General features: G+C 71.9%; 21 protein-coding genes and 1 pseudogene. 18 read left to right on the plus strand and 4 right to left on the minus strand.

Annotated features, from left to right (window positions below; translation table 11 throughout):
- Nucleotides 1–163: 163 nt before the first annotated feature.
- Nucleotides 164–400 carry a hypothetical protein gene (locus ABZT12_RS16500; protein ID WP_356383878.1) on the plus strand — a complete coding sequence of 79 codons (237 nt, stop codon included), beginning with the start codon at nucleotides 164–166 and terminating at the stop codon, nucleotides 398–400.
- 260 nt (nucleotides 401–660) lie between these two features.
- On the opposite strand, the gene ABZT12_RS16505 is transcribed toward ABZT12_RS16500, so the two are convergent.
- Nucleotides 661–1,296, minus strand: a complete 636-nt coding sequence (locus tag ABZT12_RS16505) for an XRE family transcriptional regulator (RefSeq protein WP_356383881.1) — start codon at nucleotides 1,294–1,296, stop codon at nucleotides 661–663.
- A gap of 144 nt (nucleotides 1,297–1,440) precedes the next feature.
- Between ABZT12_RS16505 and ABZT12_RS16510 the strand changes: the two genes are divergently transcribed.
- The 10 genes from ABZT12_RS16510 to ABZT12_RS16555 all read left to right on the plus strand — a co-directional run bounded on the left by ABZT12_RS16510 (nucleotide 1,441) and on the right by ABZT12_RS16555 (nucleotide 15,408).
- On the plus strand, nucleotides 1,441–2,451 hold the full coding sequence (locus ABZT12_RS16510) for an alpha/beta hydrolase (RefSeq protein WP_356383884.1): 1,011 nt from the start codon (nucleotides 1,441–1,443) through the stop codon (nucleotides 2,449–2,451).
- Between the two features lie 108 nt (nucleotides 2,452–2,559).
- Nucleotides 2,560–4,362, plus strand: a complete 1,803-nt coding sequence (ggt, locus tag ABZT12_RS16515; RefSeq protein ID WP_356383887.1) for a gamma-glutamyltransferase — start codon at nucleotides 2,560–2,562, stop codon at nucleotides 4,360–4,362.
- A 296-nt stretch (nucleotides 4,363–4,658) separates the two neighbouring features.
- A complete protein-coding gene (locus tag ABZT12_RS16520) occupies nucleotides 4,659–6,242 on the plus strand; it encodes a hypothetical protein (protein WP_356383890.1) in 1,584 nt (527 codons plus the stop codon).
- A gap of 169 nt (nucleotides 6,243–6,411) precedes the next feature.
- Nucleotides 6,412–7,254, plus strand: coding sequence for a nitrilase-related carbon-nitrogen hydrolase (locus ABZT12_RS16525; RefSeq protein WP_356383893.1), 843 nt, complete (start codon nucleotides 6,412–6,414; stop codon nucleotides 7,252–7,254).
- A complete protein-coding gene (locus ABZT12_RS16530; protein WP_356383896.1) occupies nucleotides 7,251–8,537 on the plus strand; it encodes an aspartate aminotransferase family protein in 1,287 nt (428 codons plus the stop codon). The genes ABZT12_RS16525 and ABZT12_RS16530 overlap by 4 nt, the downstream gene beginning before the upstream one ends.
- A 24-nt stretch (nucleotides 8,538–8,561) precedes the next feature.
- Nucleotides 8,562–10,127: a PucR family transcriptional regulator gene (locus ABZT12_RS16535; RefSeq protein WP_356383897.1), complete on the plus strand. Its 1,566-nt coding sequence runs from the start codon at nucleotides 8,562–8,564 to the stop codon at nucleotides 10,125–10,127.
- Between the two features lie 155 nt (nucleotides 10,128–10,282).
- The gene (locus tag ABZT12_RS16540) at nucleotides 10,283–11,125 is read left to right on the plus strand and encodes a nitrilase-related carbon-nitrogen hydrolase (protein ID WP_356383899.1); all 843 of its coding nucleotides are present in this window, start codon (nucleotides 10,283–10,285) and stop codon (nucleotides 11,123–11,125) included.
- A gap of 139 nt (nucleotides 11,126–11,264) precedes the next feature.
- Nucleotides 11,265–12,668, plus strand: a complete 1,404-nt coding sequence (gene hydA / locus ABZT12_RS16545) for a dihydropyrimidinase (RefSeq protein WP_356383901.1) — start codon at nucleotides 11,265–11,267, stop codon at nucleotides 12,666–12,668.
- Between the two features lie 11 nt (nucleotides 12,669–12,679).
- Nucleotides 12,680–13,699, plus strand: coding sequence for a TIGR03842 family LLM class F420-dependent oxidoreductase (locus tag ABZT12_RS16550; protein ID WP_356383903.1), 1,020 nt, complete (start codon nucleotides 12,680–12,682; stop codon nucleotides 13,697–13,699).
- A gap of 146 nt (nucleotides 13,700–13,845) precedes the next feature.
- Nucleotides 13,846–15,408, plus strand: a complete 1,563-nt coding sequence (locus ABZT12_RS16555; protein ID WP_356383906.1) for an NCS1 family nucleobase:cation symporter-1 — start codon at nucleotides 13,846–13,848, stop codon at nucleotides 15,406–15,408.
- Between the two features lie 25 nt (nucleotides 15,409–15,433).
- Here the strand turns inward: ABZT12_RS16555 and ABZT12_RS16560 are convergent, their stop codons facing one another.
- The gene (locus ABZT12_RS16560) at nucleotides 15,434–16,108 is read right to left on the minus strand and encodes a hypothetical protein (RefSeq protein WP_356383909.1); all 675 of its coding nucleotides are present in this window, start codon (nucleotides 16,106–16,108) and stop codon (nucleotides 15,434–15,436) included.
- A 171-nt stretch (nucleotides 16,109–16,279) separates the two neighbouring features.
- Nucleotides 16,280–16,721, minus strand: a pseudogene (locus tag ABZT12_RS16565) (DNA-binding protein); the annotation flags it as partial.
- Nucleotides 16,722–16,958: 237 nt separating this feature from the next.
- Here ABZT12_RS16565 and ABZT12_RS16570 point away from each other — a divergent pair.
- From ABZT12_RS16570 to ABZT12_RS16585, 4 genes are all read left to right on the plus strand, one after another.
- Nucleotides 16,959–18,776 carry a gamma-glutamyltransferase gene (locus ABZT12_RS16570; protein WP_356383912.1) on the plus strand — a complete coding sequence of 606 codons (1,818 nt, stop codon included), beginning with the start codon at nucleotides 16,959–16,961 and terminating at the stop codon, nucleotides 18,774–18,776.
- An 85-nt stretch (nucleotides 18,777–18,861) separates the two neighbouring features.
- Nucleotides 18,862–19,704: an inositol monophosphatase family protein gene (locus ABZT12_RS16575; protein WP_356383914.1), complete on the plus strand. Its 843-nt coding sequence runs from the start codon at nucleotides 18,862–18,864 to the stop codon at nucleotides 19,702–19,704.
- A gap of 88 nt (nucleotides 19,705–19,792) precedes the next feature.
- On the plus strand, nucleotides 19,793–21,202 hold the full coding sequence (locus ABZT12_RS16580) for an NAD(P)/FAD-dependent oxidoreductase (protein ID WP_356383917.1): 1,410 nt from the start codon (nucleotides 19,793–19,795) through the stop codon (nucleotides 21,200–21,202).
- Nucleotides 21,199–21,708 carry an O-acetyl-ADP-ribose deacetylase gene (locus ABZT12_RS16585; protein ID WP_356383920.1) on the plus strand — a complete coding sequence of 170 codons (510 nt, stop codon included), beginning with the start codon at nucleotides 21,199–21,201 and terminating at the stop codon, nucleotides 21,706–21,708. Before ABZT12_RS16580 ends, ABZT12_RS16585 begins: the two co-directional genes overlap by 4 nt.
- A 29-nt stretch (nucleotides 21,709–21,737) precedes the next feature.
- On the opposite strand, the gene ABZT12_RS16590 is transcribed toward ABZT12_RS16585, so the two are convergent.
- The gene (locus ABZT12_RS16590) at nucleotides 21,738–23,597 is read right to left on the minus strand and encodes a M1 family aminopeptidase (protein WP_356383923.1); all 1,860 of its coding nucleotides are present in this window, start codon (nucleotides 23,595–23,597) and stop codon (nucleotides 21,738–21,740) included.
- Nucleotides 23,598–23,900: 303 nt separating this feature from the next.
- Between ABZT12_RS16590 and ABZT12_RS16595 the strand changes: the two genes are divergently transcribed.
- Genes ABZT12_RS16595 through ppk2 form a run of 3 tightly spaced genes read left to right on the plus strand, consistent with a single transcriptional unit; the run spans nucleotide 23,901 to nucleotide 26,256 of the window.
- Nucleotides 23,901–25,049 (plus strand): inorganic phosphate transporter, encoded by a 1,149-nt coding sequence (locus ABZT12_RS16595; protein WP_356383926.1) that lies wholly within the window; start codon nucleotides 23,901–23,903, stop codon nucleotides 25,047–25,049.
- Nucleotides 25,050–25,066: 17 nt separating this feature from the next.
- Nucleotides 25,067–25,300, plus strand: coding sequence for a hypothetical protein (locus ABZT12_RS16600; RefSeq protein WP_356383929.1), 234 nt, complete (start codon nucleotides 25,067–25,069; stop codon nucleotides 25,298–25,300).
- Between the two features lie 47 nt (nucleotides 25,301–25,347).
- Nucleotides 25,348–26,256 carry a polyphosphate kinase 2 gene (ppk2, locus tag ABZT12_RS16605; RefSeq protein ID WP_356383932.1) on the plus strand — a complete coding sequence of 303 codons (909 nt, stop codon included), beginning with the start codon at nucleotides 25,348–25,350 and terminating at the stop codon, nucleotides 26,254–26,256.
- Nucleotides 26,257–26,274 lie beyond the last annotated feature (18 nt).

The raw sequence follows: 26,274 nt of genomic DNA on the forward strand, positions 1-26,274 counted from the left end.
ATCGGTCACCGGCGCACCTCCAGAGAAGTTGGCTGAAATATGAACACAACGCCGATGACACCACGCCGCCAGCCAGCCAGTTCATGGAGGTCACCCGGAAGAACGACGCATGTATGGAGACTTTCTCCGTATCTCCCTTTATTCAGCGCGGCACAGTGAACCGGTGTTCCCTCATGCCGACCGGAACGGCCGGCTCGAACTGCTCATCCGCGGACGCACACCTGAGGAACTGGCCGACCACCGGCGCCACCTGCTGGACGACGCCGACGGCCCCACCCCGGCCCGGGCCGAGCGCGATCTCGAGCCTGCCTTCGAGCGCGCCCGCCTGGTCGCCACCCGTCAGCACGTCGACGAACTGACGGTCCTCGACAACCTGGCCAGAAGGAGCCGCACCTCATAGGTCGACGCCAGTCGGGGAACACGTAATCGTCAGGCGCTCTGTGGGCAAGGACGATGAACTGGCCCGACACCTTGTCCGGCAGTCCGGCGATCGGAGCTGAGTCGTCGATCTTGGTGACCGTGACAACCAACGCGCTTCGCTCCATGGCCGTGAGCCGAAGCACGCCAGTTGTCACCCGCGGAGCCGGATGACGCGGAGCATGAAGACCGGACGAAGCAGCGTGGTTGTCACCAGCGAGGCACGCGGCTCGTCACAAACGCTCATTCAGCAGCCTTCCTGTCACCGGGCCCGCGACGACCGGTGGCTGGAGAGGTGGTGCGCGGCCGTAGCCGTTCTCCCTGAGGCCCGAACATGATCAGATACTCGACCGGTCCGTCGGATCCGGCGTTCGCGACGCCGTGGGGGATGAGGGTGTCGAACTCGGCGACGTCCCTGGCCACCAGGACGAGATCCTGATCACCGAGTGCGAGCCACAGCCGCCCGTACAGGACGCACAGCCACTCGTAGCCCTCGTGGGACACCTGCCGGGGCCGCCCGGGCGGCCCCTCGACGGCAGGCAGGACGTGCTTGTGGGCGTGCAGACCACCGACGTACCGGGTCAGCGGCAGCACCGCCTTGTCGTCGCCGAAACTGTGCCGCGCCGTGCTGCGGGGCTCGGCCGCGGGGGCGGGCGCCGTGCCGGCCAGCTCGTCCAGGGAGACTGCGAAGTCCTGCGCCAGCTGTAGCACCACCTCCAGGGTGGGCTTGCGCCGGCCGGTCTCGATCCGCGACAGCGTGCTGGCCGAGATGCCGGTCGCGCGGCTGACTTCGGTGAGTGTGACGCCACGGCGCTCGCGCACCACCCGCAGGCGGGGCCCCACCGCCGCCAGCATCTGGGCCACATCGTCCCCTGCCACAGTCCCTGTTCCTTCCCGCCGTGCCGCTTCACCACCCTGACCTGCAAGCTTGCCAGAATGGCAACGATGATCGCGCCGAGTGGCCGCCGCGCCGCATGATCGGTGGATACCCGCCGGCCGCCCGCGAACCGAGGAGAAGCCCCTATGCAGTCCGAGCCGACCGCCGCACTCCACCACCGCACGGTCGAGGCCCCTGCCGGGCGCCTGCACCTGGTCGAGCAGGGCACTGGCCCGCTGGTCCTGCTCGTGCACGGCTTCCCCGAGTCCTGGTACTCCTGGCGCCACCAACTCCCGGCCCTCGCCGCGGCCGGCTACCGGGCAGTGGCGATCGACGTGCGCGGCTACGGCCGCTCCTCCAAGCCCGCAGCGACCGACGCCTACCGAATGCTCGACCTGGTGCGGGACAACCTCGCCGTCGTGCGCGCCCTCGGCGAGGAAAGCGCGGTGGTCGTCGGCCATGACTGGGGCTCCAACATCGCCGCCGCCTCCGCCCTCATCCACCCCGGAGTCTTCCGCGCGGTCGGCTTGCTGAGCGTCCCCTATGCGCCGCCCGGCGGCCCCCGCCCCACCGACGTCTTCGGCCGGATCGGCGGCCCCGAGCAGGAGTTCTACGTCTCCTACTTCCAGGAGCCCGGCCGCGCCGAGGCGGAGATCGAGCCCGATGTCCGGGGCTGGCTCGCGGGCTTCTACGCGGCCCTGTCCGCCGACACCATGCCCGCCCGGGGCGAGCCCGACCCGCACTTCGTCGCCCCCGGCTGTCAGATGCGCGACCGTTTCCCCGTCGGCCCGCTCCCGGCCTGGTTGAGCGAGGAGGACCTCGACGTCTACGCCGGGGAGTTCGATCGCACCGGCCTGACCGGCGCCCTGAACCGCTACCGCAACATGGACCGCGACTGGGAAGACCTCGCACCGTACCGCGGAGCCCCGATCAAACAGCCCGCCTTGTTCATCGGCGGCGCACTGGACGCCTCCACCACCTGGATGTCCGACGCCATCGACGCCTACCCCACCACCCTCCCCGGCCTGTCGGCCTCCCACCTCCTGGACGGCTGCGGCCACTGGATCCAGCAGGAACGCCCCGAGGAGGTCAACAGCCTCCTGATCGACTGGCTCGCCACCTGGGCGCGCGTGTCAGCGCCACAACGAGGGCGGTAGGTACCGGTGTTCGAGGTGTGACGTTCGTGTGGCGGCGGCCGGTTGCGCACTGTCGGGGCCGGAGGCGGGTGGATACGCTGCGCGGACGGTTTCGAACTGGAGGTGCGGATGCGTCGTCCTGTCGTGCGGAAGCTGTCGGTTCTGGCGGTCTCGGCCGCCGTCGTCTCGGTGGGGGCCGCGGCGCCACCGGCCCCGGGGAGCGCCGCCACCCCCGCGAAGGTGCCGGTCGCGGTCGGCTACGGCGGCGCGGTCGCCAGTGTCGACGCGGACGCCACGGCTGCCGGCATCGAGGTCCTGCGCAAGGGCGGCAACGCGGTCGACGCGGCCGTCGCCACGGCTGCCGCCCTCGGCGTCACCGAGCCCTACTCCTCCGGCGTCGGCGGAGGCGGCTACTTCGTCTACTACGACGCCAAGTCCCGTACGGTGCACACCATCGACGGGCGGGAGACGGCACCGCTGACCGCCGACTCCCAGTTGTTCGTGGAGAACGGCAAGGCGCTCCCCTTCGCCGACGCGGTGACCAGCGGCCTCGGTGTCGGCACCCCGGGCACCCCGGCCACCTGGCAGACCGCCCTGGACCGGTGGGGCAGCCGGGGGCTCGGCACGGTGCTCCAGCCCGCCGAACGGATCGCCCGCGACGGCTTCACCGTCGACGACACCTTCCGCAGCCAGACCGCCGCCAACGAGATCCGTTTCCGCCGCTTCCCGGCCACCACCCGGCTGTTCCTGCCGAACGGCGCGCTGCCGGTGGTCGGCTCCACGTTCAAGAACCCCGAACTGGCGGACACCTACCAGGAGTTGGGGAAGAAGGGAGCCGGGGCGGTCTACCACGGCGACCTCGGCAAGGACATCCTCGCCACGGTGGACCAGCCGCCGGTGGACCCGGCCTCGGGATACAACGCCCGGCCCGGCCGGCTCTCCGCCCAGGACCTCGCGGCCTACCGCGCCAAGCTCCAGGCGCCCACGAAGACGTCGTACCGGGGACTCGGCGTCTACTCCATCGCGCCCTCCTCCTCCGGTGGCACCACGGTCGGCGAGGCCCTCAACATCCTGGAGAAGACGGACCTCTCGAAGGCGAGCGAGGTCCAGTACCTGCACCACTACATCGAGGCGAGCCGGATCGCGTTCGCCGACCGGGGGCGCTGGGTCGGCGACCCTGCCTTCGAGGACGTACCGACGAAGCAGCTGCTGTCGCAGAAGTACGCCGACTCCCGCGCCTGCCTCGTCAAGGACGACGCGGTGCTCACCAGCCCGCTCGCGCCCGGCGACCCGCGCCACCCGGCGGCCTGCACCACCGCCGGCACGGCCGCCCCGACGACGTACGAGGGCGAGAACACCACCCACCTCACGGTCGCCGACAAGTGGGGCGACGTCGTCTCCTACACCCTCACCATCGAGCAGACCGGCGGCAGCGCCATCACCGTCCCCGGCCGCGGCTTCCTGCTCAACAACGAGCTGACCGACTTCTCCTTCACCCCGGCCAACCCGGCCGTCCACGACCCGAACCTGCCCGGTCCGGGGAAGCGTCCGCGTTCGTCGATCTCGCCGACGATCGTGCTGGACAAGAGCAACAGGCCGGTGGTGGCGCTCGGTTCACCCGGTGGCGCGACCATCATCACCACGGTGCTGCAGACCCTCACCGAGTTCCTCGACCGCGGGCTGCCGCTCGTGGACGCGATCGCCACGCCCCGCGCCAGCCAGCGCAACGCGGCCGCCACGGAACTCGAACCGGCGCTCTACAACAGCGAGGTGAAGGCGGCGCTGCAAGCCATCGGGCACACCTTCACACTCAACCCGGAGATCGGCGCGGCGACGGGCGTGCAACGGCTGCCGAACGGCGAGTGGCTGGCGGCGGCCGAGAAGGTACGGCGCGGCGGCGGCTCGGCGATGGTCGTGCACCTGGAGCGCTAGCCGCTCCGTCCATCGGAGTCGGTGACGGGCGGCGTCGTGCGGCGGACGGCCCGCCCGTCCCGCATGTCCACCGGCACGTGACGGCCCTCCCGGATCCGGCCGCGGTGGAGGGACGCCGACGCGGGCCCGGGTTCCCCGGTCACGAGGTGAACACCCTCAGCCACCTGTGGTAGACGTGTGGTGCCCGGCAGGATCAGAGCACTCGGCGTCCGGCCGGAAAACCTCTCGTAGCGATCCCGTAACACCACTGGTGTTTTCTACCGACCGGAGTGCTCCGGTCTGGCGGGAGTTGGGCGATGGCTGTGGAACAACTCCCCGGGCAGGTCCGGGAGTTCGCGAACCACCTGGACGGTCTGCTGGCGCGCCTGGATCAGGGCGGCGGCTGGTGCGGGGTGTTCTGGCAGCGCGACCCGGACGGCATGCGGGCCTGCCTCGACGGGCGTGAAGTACCGCCCTGGGACGTCGTGGAGGCGCTTCTTCAGGATTTCGCCGCCCGGTACGGTCCCGGCTCCGTGACGTCGGAGAAGGAGCGGGTCCGCGCGCTGCACGCCGCCGCGCTGGCCGCGTCCGACGCCCGGCCCGGCAGCCGGGACGTCCTCGCCGACCGGCTCGACGTGATGCTCCGCGAGCAGCGGTACGCGGCCGAACGGCAGCTGGAACTGGGCCGGGCGCTCACCGCTGCCGCCACCCGCGAGGAGGCCGACACCCTCCGTCTCGACCTCGCCTGGGCCCACGACGACCATGAGCGCGCGACCGCCCGCTGCGCCGAACTCCGGTCCCGGATAGCGGAGTTGGAGCGCCATACGGCCACCGGCCGGCTCCGGGAGGCCGAGCCCGTCCACCGGGACCGCCAGGACGACGTGTTCACCTTCGACGCCGCCTTCCCCGAGGAGGGCACGGGGGCCGGCGCGGACCCGGGACCCGGTGCCCGGACCTTCCCCCGGCAGCGCGAGGCGGAACGCGGACCCGGCACCCAGGACGCCCGCCGCGCCCCGCAGCCCGACCCACGCGCGCGGCGGGACCCCGACGGGCGGGGCCGGGACGACACCGGCTCGGCGGAGCACGGCCACCCACCCGCGCCCGCACTCGCACCCGCGCCCGGCCACGCGGTACCGGAATCCGCGGGGCCGCCCGCCAAGCAGCGCAGGCGCCGCCGGGGCAGCGCCCGCTTCGCCGGCCTGGCCGACGAACCCGCCGCCGCACCGGACCCCGACGACCGGGCCGCCGGCCCCGACGCTCCCGCACCGGCCGCCGCGACCCGCCGTACCCTGCGCGGCGCTCGCTTCGCCGGCGGGGCGGCGCCCCAGCCGGGCCGGCCGGAATCCCGGCCGGCGCGTGAACCGCTGGACGCGGAGGCCCGGCAGCACACCGTGGCGGCCGTACGGAGGCTCGTGGGCCTGCGGAGCGAGGGCCGCACCGGCGAGGCGCACGCACTGCTCGTCGAGATCGCCTACTGGCCCGCCGCCCGCTTCCCGCTGCTCGCCGCCGAACTCCAGCGCGCCGGGCTAGGCGCGGACTGGGCGACCCTGCTCTGGGAGGCGGCCTCGCTGCCCCCCGAGCAGTTGGTCGCCGCCGCCGACGCGCTGGCCGCCGCGGGGCGTCCCGCCGACGGCGAGCAGATCCTCAGGCAGGGCGTCGCCCGTCCCGCCGCCGAGATCGGCGAGGCCGTGCGGGAGCTCGTCGCCGAGGACCGGCACCGCGAGGCCCGTGCGCTGCTCGACGCCTACGTCCGCGTCCGCACCCCCGAGGAGACGGCCCGCGCGGCCGAGGCCGACCCGCGGCACCTCGTGCCGCTCCTGCTGGAGGCCGCCCGGGGTGTTTCGGACCAACGGCACTGGGACCTCGTGCACGCGCTGCGGGTGGCGGGCTTCGCCACCTGACCTGCTGGGCCGTCCGGACCCGCCTCGCGCCCCGGAGTGTGAAACGGGATCGACCCAGCGGGTTAACGACGATGGTCTTGGCAAGCCTCTCCGGGAGGCTTACGTTCGTCCCTCTACGACCTCTGTCTACGGGCGTAGAGGCTCTGACGTCCCGCCGAAGGAGCAGCTCATGGCCAACGTCGTACGCGCCGCACTGGTCCAGGCCACCTGGACCGGCTCCACCGAGTCCATGGTGGCGAAACACGAGGAACACGCCCGCGAGGCGGCCCGCCTGGGCGCCAAGGTCATCGGGTTCCAGGAGGTGTTCAACGCCCCCTACTTCTGTCAGGTCCAGGATGCGGAGCACTACCGCTGGGCCGAGCCGGTGCCCGACGGGCCGACCCTGCGCCGTATGCGGGAGCTGGCCCGGGAGACCGGCATGGTGATCGTCGTCCCGGTCTTCGAGGTCGAGCAGGAGGGCTTCTACTACAACACCGCGGCCGTGATCGACGCCGACGGCACCTTCCTCGGCAAGTACCGCAAGCACCACATCCCCCAGGTCAAGGGCTTCTGGGAGAAGTACTACTTCAAACCGGGCAACGCGGGCTGGCCCGTCTTCGACACCGCCGTGGGCAAGGTCGGCGTCTACATCTGCTACGACCGGCACTTCCCCGAAGGCTGGCGCCAACTCGGCCTCAACGGCGCCCAGTTGGTCTACAACCCGTCGGCCACCTCACGCGGCCTCTCCGCCTACCTCTGGCAGCTGGAACAGCCCGCGGCGGCCGTCGCCAACGAGTACTTCATCGCCGCGATCAACCGGGTCGGCCAGGAGGAGTACGGGGACAACGACTTCTACGGGACGTCGTACTTCGTCGACCCGCGCGGCCAGTTCGTCGGCGAGACGGCGAGCGACAAGACCGAGGAACTCGTCGTCCGCGACCTCGACTTCGGGCTCATCGAGGAGGTGCGGCAGCAGTGGGCGTTCTACCGCGACCGCCGCCCCGACGCCTACGACGGGCTGGTGCGGCCGTGACCAGGGACCTGCTGGGACGCCACCGGAACGTGCTCCCCGACTGGCTCGCCCTCTACTACGACGACCCGCTGGAGATCACGCACGGCGAGGGCCGGCACGTCTGGGACGCCGAGGGCAACAAGTACCTCGACTTCTTCGGCGGCATCCTCACCACGATGACCGCGCACGCGCTGCCCGAGGTGACCAAGGCGGTGAGCGAGCAGGCGGGGCGGATCATCCACTCCTCCACGCTCTACCTCAACCGGCCCATGGTCGAACTGGCCGAGCGCGTCGCCCAGTTGTCCGGCATCCCCGACGCCCGGGTCTTCTTCACCACCTCGGGCACCGAGGCCAACGACACCGCCCTGATGCTGGCCACCACCTACCGGCGCAGCAACCAGATCCTCGCCATGCGCAACAGCTACCACGGCCGCTCCTTCAGCACGGTCGGCATCACCGGCAACAGCGGCTGGTCCCCGACCTCGCTCTCCCCCCTCCAGACCCTCTACGTCCACGGGGGCGTCCGGACCCGCGGGCCCTACGCGGCGCTCAGCGACGAGGAGTTCACCGCGGCCTGCGTGGTGGATCTCAAGGACCTCCTCGGCCACGGCCGCCCGCCGGCCGCGCTGATCGCCGAACCCGTCCAGGGCGTCGGCGGCTTCACCTCCCCGCCGGACGGTCTGTACGCGGCCTTCCGCGAAGTCCTGGCCGAGCGCGGGATCCTCTGGATCACCGACGAGGTGCAGACCGGCTGGGGCCGCACCGGCGACCACTTCTGGGGCTGGCAGGCGCACGCGCGGAACGGTCCGCCGGACATCCTCACCTTCGCCAAGGGCATCGGCAACGGCATGTCCGTCGGCGGCGTCGTCGCCCGCGCCGAGATCATGAACTGCCTCGACGCCAACAGCATCTCGACCTTCGGCGGCACCCAGGTCACCATGACGGCGGCCCTCGCCAACCTCACCTACCTGCTGGAACACGACCTCCAGGGCAACGCCCGGCGCGTCGGCGGCCTGCTCATCGAGCGGCTGCGGTCAGCGACCGCGCAACTGCCGGGCGTACGCGAGGTGCGCGGGCGCGGGCTGATGATCGGCATCGAGCTGGTCCGGCCCGGGACCGACGAGGCCGACCCGCAGGGCGCCGCGGCCGTGCTGGAGGCGGCCCGCGCGGGCGGCCTGCTGCTCGGCAAGGGCGGCGGCCACGACACCAGCGCGCTGCGCATCGCCCCGCCGCTGACCCTCACCGTCGCGGAGGCCGAGGAGGGCGCCGCTCTCCTCGAACAGGCGCTGCGGAGCACGCGGTAGCGGCACGAGCAAGGGAACACCGCCATGACGACCACCACCTCGGCACTCCTCGAACCCGCCCTGTCGGTCCGTCAGATCCTCGCCCTGGAACGGGTGCTGGCCGGGGAGCCCGAGGTGGTGGCCGGGGCGGCCCAGCTCGACCGGAGCGTGCGCTGGGTACACGTGGCCGAGGCCGCCGACGTCGGGGTGATGCTCACCGGCGGCGAGATGGTGCTCACCACCGGCGTGCTCCTCGCCGGTGACGAGGGCGCCCAGGCCGAGTACATCCGGTCCCTGCACCGCGCGGAGGCCGCGGCCGTCGTCCTGGGCCTGGGACGGGCCTTCCCCGCTCCCCCGGACGTGATGCGCCGGGCCGCCGAGCGGTGCGGACTGCCCATGGTGGTGCTGCACCGGCCCTTCCCCTTCGCCGAGTTGACCGAGGAGGTGCAGTCCCGCCTGGTGCGGCGGAAGTTCGCGGCGGTCAGCCTCTCGGAGGCCGTACGCACCGCGCTCACCGGACTCATCACGGCCGGTGCCCCCCTGCAACGCCTGCTCGACGAGGTCGCCTCGCACAGCGCCTGTCCCGTCGTCGTCACCAACCTCGCCCACCGGGTCCTCGCCACCGCGGGCGAACGGCCGGCCGTGGACGACGTGCTGCGCGACTGGGAACGCATCGCGCGCCAGGCCGGCGGCAGCGAGGGCGACGGCTGGATCCGCGCCGAACTCGGTGGACGCGGCGAGCGCTGGGGCCACATCACGCTCTGCGGGCACCGCGGCGACACCGCCACCGGACGGCTGCTCGCCGACCGCGCCGCCGAGGCGCTCGTCCTGCACCGGATGCTCGGCGGCTCCGCGCACACCTGGGAGGAACAGTCCGCGCAGGACCTGCTGACCGACCTGGTCAGCGGGGTCGTACCGGCGCGGCAGTTGCTGCCCCGGGCCAGGGCCGCCGGCCTGCCGGTCAACCGGCGGACCTTCGTGCCGCTCTTCGTGCGCGGCTGTGACTCCGGCCAACTCGACCGCGTACTGCGCCTGTTGGGGCTGTCGGGGCTGGTCGCGGAACTCGCCGACGGCGCCAGTGCCGTGCTCCTGAGCCTCGCCCGGGACCAGGACCCGGACGCCCTCGCCGCACACTTCGCGGGCCGGCTGCGCGCCGAGTCGGGAGCGCCGAAGACCGTGGTGGCCGCCGCCGGGCCGCGCCCCGACTGGGACGACGTGCCCGCCGGACTGCGCGAGGCCCGGCATGTCGCGGACGCCGTGGCCGACTCCCCGGAGGCCCTCGCCCTGCCCGCCGTCGTACGGCTCAGGGATGTCCATCTGCGCGGGCTGATCCGGCTGCTGCGCGACGACCCGCAGGTGCAGTCCTTCGCGGAACGGGAGCTGGACGGGCTGCTCCGCGCGGCCGACGAGGACCTGCTCGCCGTACTGCGGACCTACCTCGCCACCGGCCGCAACAAGTCGCGCACCGCGCTACTGCACCACGTCTCGCGTCCCGCGCTGTACCGCCGGCTGGAGGTCATAGGAACCCGGCTCGGGGTCGACCTCGACGACTTCGAACAGGCCGCCTCGGTGCACATCGCGCTGCTCGCGCATGACGCGCAACAGCGGTGAAACATGGGACCACCTGGGAGAACGGCGGTGAAACATGGGCGCACGGCAGGGTGACACGGTGACACGCCACGCCCCCGCGGACGTGACACCGTGCACCTCAATCCGGCCCCCGGGACTTCCTAGGCTCGCCCCACACCGAGCGACCGGAGGTCCCGATGAGCACCGTGATTCGTGCCGCCCTCTTCCAGACCGCCTGGACGGGCGACAAGGAGTCGATGATCCAGGTCCACGAGCAGGCGGCCCGCGACGCGGCCGCACAGGGTGCCCAAGTCCTGTGCTTCCAGGAGCTGTTCTACGGACCGTACTTCTGCCAGGTCCAGGACAAGGCGTTCTACGAGTACGCCGAACGGATCCCCGACGGCCCGATCGTCAAGCGCTTCCAGGCGCTCGCCAGGGAACTGGGCATCGTCCTCGTCCTGCCGATGTACGAGGAGGAGCAGCCCGGCGTCCTGTACAACACCGCCGCCGTGATCGACGCGGACGGCTCGTACCTCGGCAAGTACCGCAAGCACCACATCCCCCAAGTCCCCGGATTCTGGGAGAAGTTCTACTTCCGCCCCGGCAACAGCGGCTGGCCCGTCTTCGACACCGCGGTCGGCCGGATCGGCGTCTACATCTGCTACGACCGGCACTTCCCGGAGGGCTGGCGCGCGCTGGGGCTGGCCGGCGCCGAGATCGTCTTCAACCCGTCGGCCACCTCACGCGGTCTGTCGGCCTACCTCTGGCAGCTGGAACAGCCGGCCGCCGCCGCCGCGAACGAGTATTTCGTCGGCGCCATCAACCGGGTCGGGGTCGAGGAGCTCGGCGACAACGACTTCTACGGCACCAGCTACTTCGTCGACCCGGAGGCCCAGTTCGTCGGCGAGGTGGCCAGCGACAAGGAGCCCGAACTGCTCGTCCGGGACGTGGACCTGGCGAAACTCCGCGAGGTCCGCGACCGCTGGCAGTTCTACCGCGACCGCCGCCCGGACGCCTACGAGCCGCTCACCGCACCGTAGGACAGGCGGTGTCCGCGCCCCGGCGAGGGGCGCGGGGCGGCATCCGGCCGCGGCCCCGCCGCGGAGCGCGACCGGCCGTGGCCGGCCCGCCCGTCACCGACCGCTCACCGAGCGGAGCGTCAAGGTCAGGAGAGGGAGAATGAGCAGCCGTACCGTCATCCGTGGCGGACTCGTCGTCACCGCGTCCGACGAGATCCACGCCGACGTCCTGATCGAGGACGGCCGTGTCGCCGCCCTCGCCGCCTCCGGCACCCCCGCCGCCGAGGCCTGGAGTGCCGAGCGGGCCATCGACGCCACCGGGAAGTACGTCATCCCCGGCGGCGTCGACGGACACACCCACATGGAGATGCCGTTCGGCGGCACCTTCGCCGCCGACACCTTCGAGACCGGCACCCGCGCCGCCGCCTGGGGAGGTACGACGACCATCGTCGACTTCGCCATCCAGAGCGTCGGCGGCGCCCTGCGCGAGGGGCTCGACGCCTGGCACGCCAAGGCCGAGGGCAACTGCGCCATCGACTACGGCTTCCACATGATCGTCTCCGACGTCAACGAGAACACCCTCAAGGAGATGGACCTGCTGGTCGAGGAGGGAGTCACCTCCTTCAAGCAGTTCATGGCCTACCCCGGCGTCTTCTACAGCGACGACGGCCAGATCCTGCGCGCCATGCAGCGCGCCGCCGGCAACGGCGGCCTGATCATGATGCACGCCGAGAACGGCATCGCCATCGACGTCCTCGTCGAGCAGGCGCTCGCCCGCGGCGAGACCGACCCCCGCTACCACGGCGAGGTCCGCAAGGCCCTCCTGGAAGCTGAGGCCACCCACCGCGCCATCAAGCTCGCCCAGGTGGCCGGCGCGCCCCTCTACGTCGTGCACGTCTCCGCGATGGAGGCCGTCGCCGAGCTCGCCAGGGCGCGCGACGAGGGCCTGCCGGTCTTCGGCGAGACCTGCCCGCAGTACCTGTTCCTGTCCACCGACAACCTCGCCGAGCCCGGCTTCGAGGGCGCCAAGTACGTGTGCAGTACGCCCCTGCGCCCCAGGGAGCACCAGGCCAAGCTCTGGCAGGGCCTGCGCACCAACGACCTCCAGGTCGTCTCCACCGACCACTGCCCCTTCTGCTTCGTGGGCCAGAAGGAGCGGGGCCGGGGCGACTTCTCCAAGATCCCCAACGGGATGCCGGGCGTCGAGAACCGGATGGACCTGCTCCACCAGGCCGTCGTCGAAGGACGCATCTCGCGCCGCCGCTGGATCGAGATCGCCTGCGCCGCCCCGGCCCGCATGTTCGGCCTCTACCCGAAGAAGGGCACCATCGCCCCGGGCGCCGACGCCGACGTGGTGATCTACGACCCGCACGCCGAGCAGACCGTCTCCGCCGAGACCCACCACATGAACGTCGACTACTCGGCATACGAGGGCAAGCGGCTGACCGGCCGGGTCGAGACGGTCCTCTCGCGCGGCGAACCCGTCATCACCGAGCGGGAGTACACCGGGCACGCGGGCCACGGCGTCTACACCCCGCGCTCCACCTGTCAGTACCTCAACTAGGAGTGGCGCACATGGACTTCGGACTCGTCCTGCAGACCGACCCTCCGGCCTCCCGGGTCGTCAGCCTGATGCAGCGCGCCGAGCGCAACGGCTTCACCCACGGCTGGACCTTCGACTCCGCCGTGCTCTGGCAGGAGCCGTTCGTGATCTACAGTCAGATCCTGGCCCAGACCGAGACGTTGACGGTGGGCCCGATGGTCACCAACCCGGGCACCCGCACCTGGGAGGTCACCGCCTCCACCTTCGCCACCCTCAACGACATGTTCGGCAACCGCACCGTCTGCGGCATCGGCCGCGGCGACTCCGCGATGCGCGTCGCCGGCCGCCCCCCGAACACCCTGGCCCGGATCAGTGAGGCCATGAAGGTCATCAGGGCGCTCGGCTCCGGCCGGGAGGCCGACCTCGGCGGCACCGTCATCAGCTTCCCGTGGATCGGGGAAGGCGCCCAACTCCCGGTCTGGATGGCCGCGTACGGCCCCAAGGCCCTGAAGATGACCGGCGAGGAGGCCGACGGCTTCATCCTCCAGCTCGCCGACCTCTACCTCACCGAGTACATGGTGAAGGCCGTCAAGGACGCGGCGCGCGCCGCCGGCCGCGACCCGTCCGAGGTCAAGATCTGTGTCGCCGCGCCCGCCTACGTCACCGAGGACGACTCGCCCGAGGCGCTCGCCCACGCCCGCGACCAGTGCCGCTGGTTCGGCGGCATGGTCGGCAACCACGTCGCCGACCTCGTCTCCAAGTACGGCGAGCACTCCGCCGCCGTACCCGACGAACTCACCGACTACATCAAGGCCCGTCAGGGGTACGACTACGCTCACCACGGGCGCAGCGACAACCCCGACACCCAGTTCGTCCCGGACGAGATCGTCGACCGCTTCTGCGTCATCGGCCCGGTCGAGAAGCACATCGAGAAACTGAACGCCCTGCGCGAGCTGGGGGTCGACCAGTTCGCCGTCTACGACATGCACGACGCCCAGGAAGTCACCATCGACGCCTACGGCGCGCAGGTCATCCCGGCCGTCAACGCCTGATCCCCACAACCCCGTTGATCTCCCCCTTCCCCTCGGGTCCCGCCGCTCCGCCGACCCGGGAAGGGGGCCCGGGGCGCTCCCCACGCGCGTACCCCCCGACCGCCCGCACGGCCTCTCCCGTCCCGCCTCATCCGATTGGCCTGCCCATGACCGACACCACACCACCGGCCATACCGCCCACCGCCCAAGTCACCCTCGCCGACGGCCGGGTGGAGATCGCCCCCGGATCCCCGCCGCCGAGCGGACCGTACGCCAACGACGACCTCCTCCCGGTCCCCGTCGAGAAGCGCACCTGGACCACGTACAACTTCTCCGCGCTCTGGGTCGGCATGGCCCACAACACCGCCTCCTGGACCCTCGCCTCCGGGCTGATCGCCGTCGGCATGGACTGGAAGCAGGCGGTGTTCACCATCGCCCTGGCCAACCTGATCGTGCTGGTGCCCATGCTGCTCACCGGGCACGCGGGACCGAAGTACGGCATCCCCTTCCCGGTCTTCGCCCGCGCCTCCTTCGGGGTGCGCGGCGCCAACCTGCCCGCTGTCGTACGGGCGTTGGTGGCGTGCGGCTGGTTCGGCATCCAGACCTGGATCGGCGGTGAGGCGATCTACTTCCTCGCCGGCAAGCTGATCGGCGACAGCTGGGCCAACGCCTCGCACATCGGGGCGTACGCCTGGACGATGTGGCTCTCCTTCGCACTCTTCTGGGCGCTCCAGGTCGCGATCATCTACCGGGGCATGGAGACGATCCGCCGCTTCGAGAACTGGGCGGCGCCCTTCGTGCTCGTCGGCGCGTTCGTGATGCTGTGGTGGATGAGCGGCAAGGCCGGCGGATTCGGGCCGCTCTTCGACCAGCCGTCCAAGCTGGGCTGGGGCGGCGGCTTCTGGAAACTGTTCTGGCCCTCGCTCATGGGCATGATCGGCTTCTGGTCGACCCTCTCCCTGAACATCCCCGACTTCACCCGCTACGGCAGAAGCCAGAAGGCCCAGACCTGGGGACAGGCCCTCGGTCTGCCCACCACCATGACGTTGTTCGCGTTCCTGTCGGTGCTGGTCACCTCCGGTTCGCAGGCGGTCTACGGCACGGCGATCTGGGACCCCGTCCAGCTCGCGGCGAAGACGGACAGCACGGTCGGTCTGCTCTACGCGCTGGTGACCGTGCTGGTCGCGACCCTCTCCGTGAACATCGCGGCCAACCTCGTCTCGCCCGCCTTCGACTTCTCCAACATCGCGCCCCGCCGGATCAGTTTCCGCACCGGCGCCCTCGTCACCAGCGTCCTGGCCGTGCTGATCTGCCCCTGGAAGCTGTACTCCGACCCGCAGGGCTACATCTTCACCTGGCTCGGCCTGGTCGGCGGTCTGCTCGGCACGGTCGCCGGCATCCTCATCGCCGACTACTGGATCCTGCGCCGCGGCAAGCTCGACCTCACCGACCTGTACCGGGCGGGCGGCCGTTACTGGTACGACGGCGGCTGGAACTGGCGGGCCGTCGTCGCCTTCCTGGCCGGCGGCGTCCTCGCAGTCGGAGGCGCCGACTTCCACCCGCTGCTCGACGGCCGGCCCGTCCCGGCGCTGTCCGCACTCGCCGACTACGGCTGGGCCGTGGGCCTGGGCACCTCGATGGCGCTCTACGTCGTCCTGACCCTGCTGACCCGCGGGACACAGACGCCGGAGCAGGCGGCGGAGCAGGCGGCGGCGCCCGTCGAGGCGTAGCACCACCGGCTCAACTGGAGGGCGGTCAGGCGGCCTTGCCGCCCTCCAGCGCGGTCACCGCCTCCTTGGCCGCCTTGATCGCGCCCTTGTTGATCTCGTCCGTGCTCGGCGCCTTCTTCGTCTCGAAGTCGCTGCCGTTGTAGGTCACGACCACCAGCGCGTTGGACGCGCGGACCACCACCACGCCCTCCCGGGTCTGCTGCTTGTCCTGCGTGGTGAGGTTCACCACCGAGTACGCCGAGTCGCCGAGCCCGGGGACCGCGCCGCCGCCGGTCTTCTTGCTGATGGTCTCCGTGTACGACTTCTGTGCCACCTGGTCGGAGGCGGAGATCTCGAAGGACACGTCGAGCCAGCGGTAGTCGAACCCCTTGAGCGCGTTCCACGAGCAGGTACGGCGCACCTTCTCGTCCGTCGACGGGATCTCCTTGCCGTCCGTCTTCGCCCCCGGGACAAGGGACTTGACTGTCGCCGTCGTCACGCTCCCGCAGGGCGCGGGGGAGGCGCCGTAGGTCTTGGTGACCGCGCTGGCGGACGGCGTTGGGTCCGCCTGGGCACCGGACCCCGTCGTGGGCGTCGCTTTGTGCTCGGTGGTCGACGTGGCGGCGAACGGCCCCGAGGTCAGGGCCCAGCCCATCGCGGCGAGCACGACGACCGGCGACAGCCGCGCGGTGAGGGCGAGCGGCAGAGGAAGAGAACGCAAGGCGCACTTCTCGTGGGGGATGGTGCGGAGGGAGTCCGCACTGCGGACGGGACGCCAGTCTCACATGACTGCCTGTGAGGCGGAAGGGTGAACTCGCTCCGTACCTGTGCGGTGACACAGCTCGCGGGCCGCCTCTCCGGCCCGGTGCCCGGCCCGGCACCCGCGGCGGCCGGTCCGCACCGCGCACGGCCGGCGCGCTCCCGATGCGCCCGGCAACAGCCGCTCCGCCAGCAGGGCCGACGCGATCCGGTTGACGAAGGGGAAGGCGAGAACGGTGCCCGGACAGGCCGGCGCCTGCCCCGCCGGGAACGGAAACGGCTCCCGAGGCGCCCCCGGGACACGGGTCGCGCGCCCCCATGCCGGCACACGTGCGTGCTCCTCCTCCACGGGTCTCCCGCCGCGCGCCGGCCGTTCGGCGAGAGCGTGATCACCGGTGGCGTGCAGCAACCCGGTGTGCGCGTCGACGAGGAACGGGCACCTGTTGGCGAGCGACACCCCGAGGGCCGCCAGTTCCCTGCCGGTCCTGGCGCCGACCCCGGCGATCAACGACTCGCGTGTCAACGCCCCGGCGGGCGGGCGCCAGGAGTTCGGGAAGCGAGGAGAGCGCCACGAACCCGCTGGGCGCCCGCGACCGGGCCCAACTCGTCGTATCCGCCCGCGAGTCGGGCCTGGTCGCCCCTCGCGTCCCGGCTCCGGGGCCGGGCCGAGGTCGATAGCCTGCGCGGGAAACGGCGTGAAACGGCGGGGACCGCACGGACCGACTTCGCGGTCTTCCTCGGTCCCCTCCCGGACCCGTCCCGCGCGTCCGCCACCCTGGCCGATGCGCCGAACCAGCGAGGTGAGAGCCCCCATGTTCACCACCCGCCCCACCCTCCAGGGCACCTTCGGCATGGTGTCCTCCACCCACTGGCTCGCCTCGCAGTCGGCGATGGCCGTCCTGGAGGACGGCGGCAACGCCTACGACGCAGCCGTCGCCGGCGCCTTCGTCCTGCACGTCGTCGAACCGCACCTCAACGGGCCCGCGGGCGAGGTGCCGATCCTGCTCGCCCCCGCCGGCGGCGAGGTACGGGTGCTGTGCGGACAGGGCGTCGCACCGGCCGGGGCCACCGTCGCGCACTACCGGGGACTCGGCCTCGACCTCGTCCCCGGCACGGGCCCCCTCGCCGCCGCCGTACCCGGCGCCTTCGACGCCTGGATGCTGCTCCTGCGCGACCACGGCACCAAGCCGCTCGCCGACGTCCTGAAGTACGCCGTCGGATACGCGGAGGACGGGCATGCGCCCGTGGAGGGCGTCGGCGCGACCGTGGAGACGGTCCGGGAGCTGTTCGAGACGGAGTGGACCTCGTCGGCGGACGTGTACCTCCCGGACGGCAGGGCGCCCCGGACCGGCGAGCTGTTCCGCAACTCCGCGCTGGCCGCCACCTGGCGACGGCTGCTCGCCGAGGTGTCCGGCGCGGGCGAGCGGGTCACCCAGATCGAGGCGGCCCGCGAGGTGTGGCGCTCCGGCTTCGTCGCCGAGGCCCTCCTACGGCAGGCGCGGCGCCCCACCCTGGACACCAGCGGCGCTCACCACACCGGCACGCTCACGGCCGCCGACCTCGCCGGCTGGTCCGCGTCCTACGAGACTCCGGTGACGTACGACTGGCGGGGCTGGACCCTGTGCAAGGCCGGCCCGTGGAGCCAGGGCCCGGTCCTCCTCCAGCAGCTGGCCCTGCTCCCGCCCGAGCTGCCGGCACCCGGCACCGCCGACCACCTGCACCTGCTGATCGAGGGCTGCAAGCTCGCCATGGCCGACCGGGAGGCCTGGTACGGCGACGCGCCCGGCGCCGCCGTACCCCTCGACGACCTGCTGTCCCCCCGGTACAACGCGGCGCGCCGCGCACTCGTCGGCGACCGGGCCCGCCACGAGCTGCGGCCCGGCGCTCCGGCCGGCCGGAGCCCACGACTGCCCCGGCACGCGCGCGTGGACGCCGTCGACACGTTCGCCGCCCGCGCCCCCGGTGCGGGCGAGCCGACCGTGGTGAGCCTTCCCGGCGGGCCGGCCGTCGCCGCCGACGGCACCACCCGGGGCGACACCTGCCACCTCGACGTCGTCGACCGCTGGGGAAACATGATCGCGGCCACGCCCAGCGGCGGCTGGCTCCAGTCCAACCCGGTCGTGCCCGGACTCGGCTTTCCCCTCGGCACCCGGCTCCAGATGGCCTGGCTGGAGGAAGGGCTGCCCAACTCCCTTGCCCCGGGCCGCCGTCCGCGCACCACGCTCAGCCCGACGGTCGCGCTGCGCGACGGGGTGCCCGTCCTGGCGTTCGGCACGCCCGGCGGCGACCAGCAGGACCAGTGGCAGCTCCACTTCTTCCTGGCGGTCGCCCTGCGGTCCCGGGCGCGCGGCGGACTCGACCTCCAAGGCGCGATCGACGCCCCCAACTGGCACACCGACGGCTTCCCCAGCTCCTTCTACCCGCGCGGCACCCGGCCCGGCAGCGTGACCGTGGAGTCCCGCACCGACCCCGGGACCGTGGCGGAGCTGCGCCGGCGCGGCCACGACGTGACCGTCGGCGACGCCTGGTCCGAGGGGCGGCTCTGCGCGGTCGCCCGCGATCCGCACACCGGGATCCTGTCGGCCGCCGCGAACCCGCGGGGCATGCAGGGGTACGCCGTCGGACGTTGAACCCGGCGCCGGGTGTTCATGCCGATTCCGCCCGTTGGGCACCGGGCCGGGGGGAATTGTCAGTGGTCCGTGCTCTCATGGGGGCATGATCGGAGACACCGAAACCATCGAAGAGTTTCTCGTACACAGCTCGGCCGACGTGGAGGAGGCGGTCCGCACGGCGGCCGCCGCCGAGATCATGCCCCGGTTCCGCAAGCTCGCCGCGCACGAGGTCGACCAGAAGACCGGACCGCACGACCTCGTCACGGACGCCGACCGCAACGCCGAGCGGTATCTCACCGAGGTGCTCGGCGGCCTCCTGACCGGCTCCGTCGTGGTCGGCGAGGAGGCGGTGCACGCCGACCCCGAGACGTACGAGGCCCTCCAGGGTGACGCCCCGGTCTGGATCGTCGACCCGGTCGACGGGACACGGCAGTTCGTGCACGGGGACCCTGCCTTCTGCACCCTCGTCGCGCTCGCCCGGCACGGCGTCGTCCTCGCCTCCTGGAGCTACGCGCCCGCCCTGGGCCTGATGGCGACGGCCGTCCGGGGCGGCGGCGCCCTCCTCGACGGCGTGCCGCTGCGCTCCGGCGCCCCGGAGCCCGGCCGGGACCTGGAGGTCGCCACCTCCCACCCGGACTACACGACGGACGCGCAGAAGCGCGCCCTGCTCGGCCTGTGGGCCGACGGGGTGCGGACCCGGCCGTGCGGTTCGGCGGGACTTGAGTATCTGGCCGTCGCCCGGGGCGAGTTGGACGCGACGGCCTTCTCCTGGGAGGCCGCCTGGGACCACGCGGCGGGCCTGCTCCTCGTCGAGGAGGCGGGCGGCGTCCACCGCACGCTCACCGGCGAGCCGTTCCGGATAGCGGGCGGCAACTCCCTGCCGTTCACCACGGCCCGGGACGCGACGACGGCCCGGCGCGTGGTCGACCTCCTCCGCGCGTCCTAGCTTGAACCTGCCCAGGAGCTGTCGGTGCGGCGGCATATCCTGGCCCCCAGTGGCCATCGGCTGACGAAGGGGTCCGGAGGTGCCGTCGATGCTCGATGCGGTCGTAGTGGGTGCGGGGCCGAACGGACTGACGGCTGCCGTGGAGCTGGCCCGCCGGGGCTTCTCCGTGGCCGTCTTCGAGGCGCGCGACACCGTGGGAGGGGGTGCCCGCACCGAGGAGCTGACCCTCCCCGGCTTCCGGCACGACCCCTGCTCGGCGGCGCACCCGCTCGGCGTCAGCTCACCCGCCTTCCGCGCCCTGCCACTGGAGCGCTACGGCCTGGAGTGGCTGCACGCCGAACTCCCCATGGCCCACCCGTTCCTCGACGGCACGGCCGCGGTCCTGTCGCGGTCGGTCGCGGAGACGGCCGCCTCCTTCGGGCCGCGTGACGCGGGCACGTACCGCAGGCTGGTCGAGCCCTTCCTGCCCCGATGGGACACCCTCGTCCGGGACTTCATGTCCCTGCCGCTGACCGCGCTGCCGCGCGACCCGGTGACGCTCGCCCGCTTCGGCCTCGCCGGCCTGCCCCCCTCGACCTGGCTGACCCGCCGCTTCCACGACGAGCGCGCGAAGACCCTGTTCGCAGGTCTGGTGGCCCATGTGATGGCCCCGCTCGGCGGGTTCGCCACCGGGGCGGTCGGCCTGGTCTTCGCGCTGGCGGCGCACGCGCGGGGGTGGCCGGTGGCTCGCGGCGGCTCCCAGGCGATCTCCGACGCGCTGACCGCCTACCTGACGGACCTGGGCGGCGTCGTCCACACCGGCTACGAGGTCAAGCGCCTCGACGACCTGCCCCCGGCCCGCGCCTACGTCTTCGACACCTCGCCCACCGCTCTCGCCAGGATCGCCGGCTTCGGCCGCTACTACGAGGGCTACCGCTACGGGCCCGGCGTCTTCAAGGTCGACTACGCCCTGGACGGCCCGGTGCCGTGGACGGCGGAGGAGGCGCGCCGTGCCGGCACCGTGCAGATCGGCGCGGACAGCGGGGAGATCGGCGCCGCCCTGCGCGCGGTGGCCCGGGAGGGCCGGGCCCCCGACCCGCCGTTCCTGATCACCGTCCAGCCCGGTGTCGCCGACCCCACCCGGGCCCCGGCCGGGAAGCAGGTCTTCTGGGCGTACGGCCATGTGCCGAACGGCTGGACCGGCGACCTCACGGACACCATGGAGCGCCAACTGGAGCGCTTCGCACCGGGGTTCCGCGACCGGGTCCTCGCCCGCGCCGTCGCGGGGCCGCCCGGACTCGCCGCTCGCAACGCCAACTACGTAGGCGGCGACATCGCCTCCGGCGCGACGTCGGGGCTCCAGCTCCTGCTCCGCCCGAGGCTCTCCCTGTCCCCGTACGGCACCCCGCACCCGGCGGTGTTCATCTGTTCCTCGGCGACCCCGCCGGGCCCCGGCGTGCACGGCATGTCGGGACACAACGCGGCGAAGGCCGTCTGGCGGAGGCTGAGGCAGTCATGACGACGATCACCCTGGTCCGGGGCGACATCACCCGGCAGCGGGCCGACGCGATCGTCAACGCGGCCAACTCCTCGCTGCTGGGCGGTGGGGGCGTGGACGGCGCGATCCACCGGGCGGGCGGCCCCGCGATCCTCGCCGACTGCCGGCGGCTGCGCGCCTCCCGGTACGGCAAGGGTCTCGCCACCGGCCGGGCGGTCGCCACCACGGCCGGGGAGCTGGACGCCCGCTGGGTGATCCACACGGTCGGCCCGGTCCACTCGGGCGAGGAGGACCGCTCGGCCCTGCTCGCCTCCTGCTACCGCGAGTCGCTCCGGGTGGCGGACGAACTCGGCGCCCGCACGGTCGCGTTCCCCGCCGTCTCCGCCGGCATCTACGGCTGGCCGCTGGACGACGCGGCCCGTATCGCCGTCGAGACGGTACGGGCCGCGCAGACCGCGGTCGAGGAGGTCACCTTCGTCCTCTTCGACGAGCGGGCGTACGGGGCGTTCGCCGCGTGGCTCGGCTGACGCGGCCAACTCCCCTGTGATCAGTGTGATCAGCCGACGATGCGGTGCGTGGTCCAGAACGAGGTGAGGTCCGTGCTCGTCGCGGCCTGCGCCGCGGCCTTGAACTCGGCCGTGGTCGAGACGCCGTACCAGTGCGAAGTGGCGTAGTCCTTCAGGAGTTTGGCCATCGCGGTGTCACCGAGGACGCGGCGCAGATCGTGCAGGGCGCACTTGCCGTAGCCGTAGACGACGGTGGAGTAGCGGGAGGAGTGGGCGTCCCAGTAGGCCATCGAGTTGGTGATGTTCTCCGCCGAGGAGGCCCAGGAGGTGCTGTTCCAGCAGTTGGTGCCGGTGAGTCCCTGTGCGAGGTCGGTGGCGTAGTCGGTGAACGCCTCGTCCAGCCAGGGGCTGTTGTACTCGTCGTCGCCGACGATCCCGTAGAACCACTGGTGCCCGATCTCGTGGGTGAGCGCAGTGGTGCTGACCAGGTCGAGGACGAATCCCGGGTACTCCATGCCGCCGAACCAGAAGTTGTTGTCGATCACGGCGTCCAACTCGCCGTAGGGGTAGGCGCCGAAGCGGCCGGCGTGGGCGTCCACGGCGCTCTTCGCGGTCGTGAGCATGGACTGGGCGTTGGAGGAGCTGATGCCCGAGACCGAGTAGATGTTGATCGGGGTGCCGGCCGTCGACGTACCCGAGATCTTGCTGAACGGGCCCGCCGCCCAGGCGAAGTCGCGGACCTTGGAGGCGGTGGCGGTGGTCACCGTGCGCCCGCTGGTTCCGGAGGCGTCGACCGAGGTGCCGGTGGCGGGGACCAGCAGGCTCGTCGGGTGGTCGAGGGTCACCTTGAAGTCGGCGGCCAGGGAGTAGAAGGACTCGCCGTTGTTGGTGTACGGGTCGAGGTGCCAGCCCGAGCCGTCCTTGACCGCGAGGACCGGCAGCGCGTTGCCGATCATGCTGAACGCGCCGTCGTAGCCGAACCGGTCGGCGCCACTCGGGACCGTGATCCCCAAGTCGAAGCCGATCGTGGTCGATTGACCCTGTGCGAGCGGGGTCGGCAGCGCGATCTGGAGGGCCGTGCAGGCGACCGAGAGGGCGCCCGCAGTGCCGCCGGTGACGTTGGTGACCGTGATCGGCGGCGCGGAGCAGGTGCCGTGGTAGTTGTCCCACAGCCGCAGGTACACCTCGGTGAGCGGGGTGGCCGACGCGTTGGTGAAGGTCGTGCTCTCGTGCCCGGTCCAGCTGGTGCCGCTGGTGTTGCTGGTCAGGCTGACGGTGTACGACGGCGCGGCCGGTGTACGGGTGGAGTCGGCCGGCGGGGTCGTGTCGCCGGAGGTGTCGAGGGCGATGTCGTCGAGGACGAAGCTCGTCTGGAGGCTGGAGTCCTCCACGCCGGTGAAGGCGAGGGCCACGGTCTGGCCCGCGAACGCCGACACGTCGAAGGACTTCTGGACGTAACCGGTGGCCTTGTTCAGGTTCGAGTACGTCGCCAGCGTCGTACTGCCGATCTTCGCCGTGAGCTTGTCGTACGCGGTGGACGAGGTCGTCTCGGCGGTGTCGATGTGCAGCCAGAACGTCAGGGTGGCGCTGCTGCACCCGGAGGGGACGGTGACGCTCTGGGAGAGCGTGTCGGTGTGCGTGCTGCCGACACCGTCGAGCCAGGCGAAGCTGGCGCCGCCGTGGGCGCTCTGCCCGGTGCGGCTGGTGATGACACTGGTCGAGGACTGCGTCCAGGACGAAGTGCCGCTCTCGAAGCCGCCGTTGGCGACCACCTGCGCCGGGGTGCAGGCGGCGGCGACCGGCGCCGCGGTGGGCGCGGCGGCGGCCGGGAGGGCGGGGAGCGAGACGGCGGCCAGCGCGGCGACGGCGAACAAGCCGGCGGCCAGGCCCTTGTGGGGGGTCGATCTCACACGGAACTCCTTCTGCGGCGGCCGGGATCCCGGCCTGCTCGGTGGACGCCCGGCCGGCCTGGGTGCGCCGGCGGGCGACCGCGTGGGGTACGCGCAGCGATTGCGTGATCGCGGGGGAAGCTTGGCAGATTTGACCGGAGCATGCCACAAGAAGGGGAAAGGTCGCACCGGGGAAGAAGAACGTGCGGGGCAGGGCCGTGTACCCGCCGGAAGCGGAGCCGGTCACTCCCGCGTTGACCGCGCCATGCCCGGATGTGGCCTGGGCGTGGCCGAATGTACGCCTTCGGTTGGTTCCATCGAACGATGGACCACATCACGTTCCTCGTGGCGGTCGTCATCGTCACGGCCTTGGCCTTCGACTTCACCAACGGATTCCACGACACCGCCAACGCGATGGCGACCTCCATCGCGACCGGCGCGCTGAAGCCCAGAACGGCGGTCCTCATCAGCGGGGCCCTGAACATCGGCGGCGCCTTCCTCTCCACCGAGGTCGCCAAGACGATCTCCGGCGGCATCGTCGACGACACCCTGGTCACCCCGGGGATGATCTTCGCGGGACTGGTCGGGGCGATCCTCTGGAACCTGCTCACCTGGCTGCTCGGCCTGCCGTCCAGTTCCTCGCACACGCTCTTCGGCGGCCTGGTCGGCGCCGTCTGGGTGGGCGCCGGCTCCCACGGCGTGCACGTCGACAAAGTCGTCGAGAAGATCCTGATCCCCGCGGTCGCCTCGCCGGTCGTGGCCGGAATCGCCGCCCTGCTCGCCACCTACCTCGCCTACCGGATCACCGCCCGGGGCCGCAAGGACTCGGTCACCAAGGGCTTCCGGCTCGGCCAGATCGCCTCCGCCTCGCTCGTCTCCCTCGCGCACGGCACGAACGACGCCCAGAAGACGATGGGCGTGATCACCCTGACCCTGATCTCCGCCGGCGCCCTCGGCCACGACGCCGGCCCGCCGGTCTGGGTGATCGCCTCCGCCGGACTCGCCATCGGCCTGGGCACCTACATCGGCGGCTGGCGCATCATCCGCACGATGGGCAGGGGGCTCACCGACATCCAGTCCCCGCAGGGCTTCGCCGCCGAGGCCGCCGCCACCACCGTGATCCTGACCTCCGCGCACCTGGGCTTCGCGCTCTCCACCACGCAGGTGTGCTCCGGCGGCATCCTGGGCGCGGGTCTCGGCCGCCGGCTGGCCGAGGTGCGCTGGGGCACGGCCGGCCGCATGGCCCTCGCGTGGCTGGTCACCCTGCCGGCCGCCGGGCTGGTCGGTGGTCTCTCCGCGACCGTCGTCAAGCACGGCGGAAACCTCGGCACCGCGCTGATCGCCGTGGTCGCCGCCGCCCTCTTCATCGTCCTCGCCTCCCGGCGCAACCCGGTGCGCGCGGACAACGTCAACGAGACCCACGAGGTCACGGTCCGCACCACCGGGCCCGCCCCCGTCCGTACGGCCGCCTGAGACAAGGGAGTTGAACGATGAGTGTGGACTGGAACGCCCTCGGCGAGGTCTTCGCGGTGAGTGTCGGAGCGACAGTCGGCGTGGTCGTCGTCTTCGCGCTGGGCGTGCTCGGCCTCGCCCGGACCGAGACCGTCCGCGAACAGGACGGCGGCTCCCACGTCCTCGGAGTCGCCCAGGCGGGGCTGTGCTTCCTCGCCTGCGCGGCGGTCGTGGCGTACGGCATTTATCTGATCGTGCCGCAGTTCCACTGAGTGCCCGGGTACGGGAAGGCGTAGCACCCCTTTGAGAGGAGACCGGGATGACGGAACTGCTGAGCGGACTGCGGGTCGACTACACCGACCAGGACGACCCGGTGCTGATCCGGCCGGACGGCACCCCGGTGGACACCTGGCGGGAGAACTACCCCTACGAAGAGCGCATGGAGCGCAAGGAGTACGAGTGGCACAAGCGGCTCCAGCAGATAGAGCTGCTGAAGCTCCAGAGCTGGGTCAAGGAGACCGGCCGCCGGCTCGTCATCCTCTTCGAGGGCAGGGACGCGGCCGGCAAGGGCGGCACGATCAAGCGCTTCACCGAGCACCTCAACCCGCGCGGTGCCCGGACGGTCGCGCTGGTGAAGCCGACCGAACGCGAGCAGGGGCAGTGGTACTTCCAGCGGTACGTCGAGCATCTGCCCACTGCGGGCGAGATCGTGCTCTTCGACCGGTCCTGGTACAACCGGGCCGGTGTGGAGCGGGTCATGGGCTTCTGCTCGGACGACGAGTACCGGCGCTTCATGCGGCAGGCCCCGCTCTTCGAACGGATGCTCGTCGACGACGGGGTGGACCTGATCAAGTTCTGGTTCTCCGTCTCGCAGAGTGAACAGCGCACGCGTTTCACGATCCGCCAGGTGGATCCCGTACGGCAGTGGAAGCTCAGCCCGATGGACCTGGCGTCGCTGGAACGCTGGGACGACTACACGGCCGCCAAGGTCGCCATGTTCCGCGAGACGGACACCGAACAGGCCCCCTGGACGGTGGTGAAGAGCAACGACAAGAAGCGGGCCCGGGTCGAGGCGATGCGCAGCGTGCTGGCCCGCTTCGACTACGCCGACAAGGACGAGGAGGTCGTCGGCAGCCCCGACCCCCGCGTCGTCGGCGCGGCGGCCAACCTGCTGGAGGCCGGCGAGGACTACGCCGCGGACACGCCGGACAGCCTTGACGCGTTCTAGCGTCCCGGGGTTCCGGGG

It is taken from the genome of Streptomyces sp. NPDC005423 (genome assembly GCF_040606415.1).
In the GTDB taxonomy this organism is placed as follows: Bacteria; Actinomycetota; Actinomycetes; order Streptomycetales; family Streptomycetaceae; genus Streptomyces.

What these genes read in the sequence shown, in the direction of transcription:
- ABZT12_RS16510 (WP_356383884.1), top strand. Translation starts at nt 1,441, where the DNA reads ATGCAGTCCGAGCCGACCGCCGCACTCCACCACCGCACGGTCGAGGCC.
- ggt (WP_356383887.1), top strand. Translation starts at nt 2,560, where the DNA reads ATGCGTCGTCCTGTCGTGCGGAAGCTGTCGGTTCTGGCGGTCTCGGCC.
- ABZT12_RS16520 (WP_356383890.1), top strand. Translation starts at nt 4,659, where the DNA reads ATGGCTGTGGAACAACTCCCCGGGCAGGTCCGGGAGTTCGCGAACCAC.
- ABZT12_RS16525 (WP_356383893.1), top strand. Translation starts at nt 6,412, where the DNA reads ATGGCCAACGTCGTACGCGCCGCACTGGTCCAGGCCACCTGGACCGGC.
- ABZT12_RS16535 (WP_356383897.1), top strand. Translation starts at nt 8,562, where the DNA reads ATGACGACCACCACCTCGGCACTCCTCGAACCCGCCCTGTCGGTCCGT.
- ABZT12_RS16540 (WP_356383899.1), top strand. Translation starts at nt 10,283, where the DNA reads ATGAGCACCGTGATTCGTGCCGCCCTCTTCCAGACCGCCTGGACGGGC.
- hydA (WP_356383901.1), top strand. Translation starts at nt 11,265, where the DNA reads ATGAGCAGCCGTACCGTCATCCGTGGCGGACTCGTCGTCACCGCGTCC.
- ABZT12_RS16550 (WP_356383903.1), top strand. Translation starts at nt 12,680, where the DNA reads ATGGACTTCGGACTCGTCCTGCAGACCGACCCTCCGGCCTCCCGGGTC.
- ABZT12_RS16555 (WP_356383906.1), top strand. Translation starts at nt 13,846, where the DNA reads ATGACCGACACCACACCACCGGCCATACCGCCCACCGCCCAAGTCACC.
- ABZT12_RS16570 (WP_356383912.1), top strand. Translation starts at nt 16,959, where the DNA reads ATGTTCACCACCCGCCCCACCCTCCAGGGCACCTTCGGCATGGTGTCC.
- ABZT12_RS16575 (WP_356383914.1), top strand. Translation starts at nt 18,862, where the DNA reads ATGATCGGAGACACCGAAACCATCGAAGAGTTTCTCGTACACAGCTCG.
- ABZT12_RS16580 (WP_356383917.1), top strand. Translation starts at nt 19,793, where the DNA reads ATGCTCGATGCGGTCGTAGTGGGTGCGGGGCCGAACGGACTGACGGCT.
- ABZT12_RS16585 (WP_356383920.1), top strand. Translation starts at nt 21,199, where the DNA reads ATGACGACGATCACCCTGGTCCGGGGCGACATCACCCGGCAGCGGGCC.
- ABZT12_RS16595 (WP_356383926.1), top strand. Translation starts at nt 23,901, where the DNA reads ATGGACCACATCACGTTCCTCGTGGCGGTCGTCATCGTCACGGCCTTG.
- ABZT12_RS16600 (WP_356383929.1), top strand. Translation starts at nt 25,067, where the DNA reads ATGAGTGTGGACTGGAACGCCCTCGGCGAGGTCTTCGCGGTGAGTGTC.
- ppk2 (WP_356383932.1), top strand. Translation starts at nt 25,348, where the DNA reads ATGACGGAACTGCTGAGCGGACTGCGGGTCGACTACACCGACCAGGAC.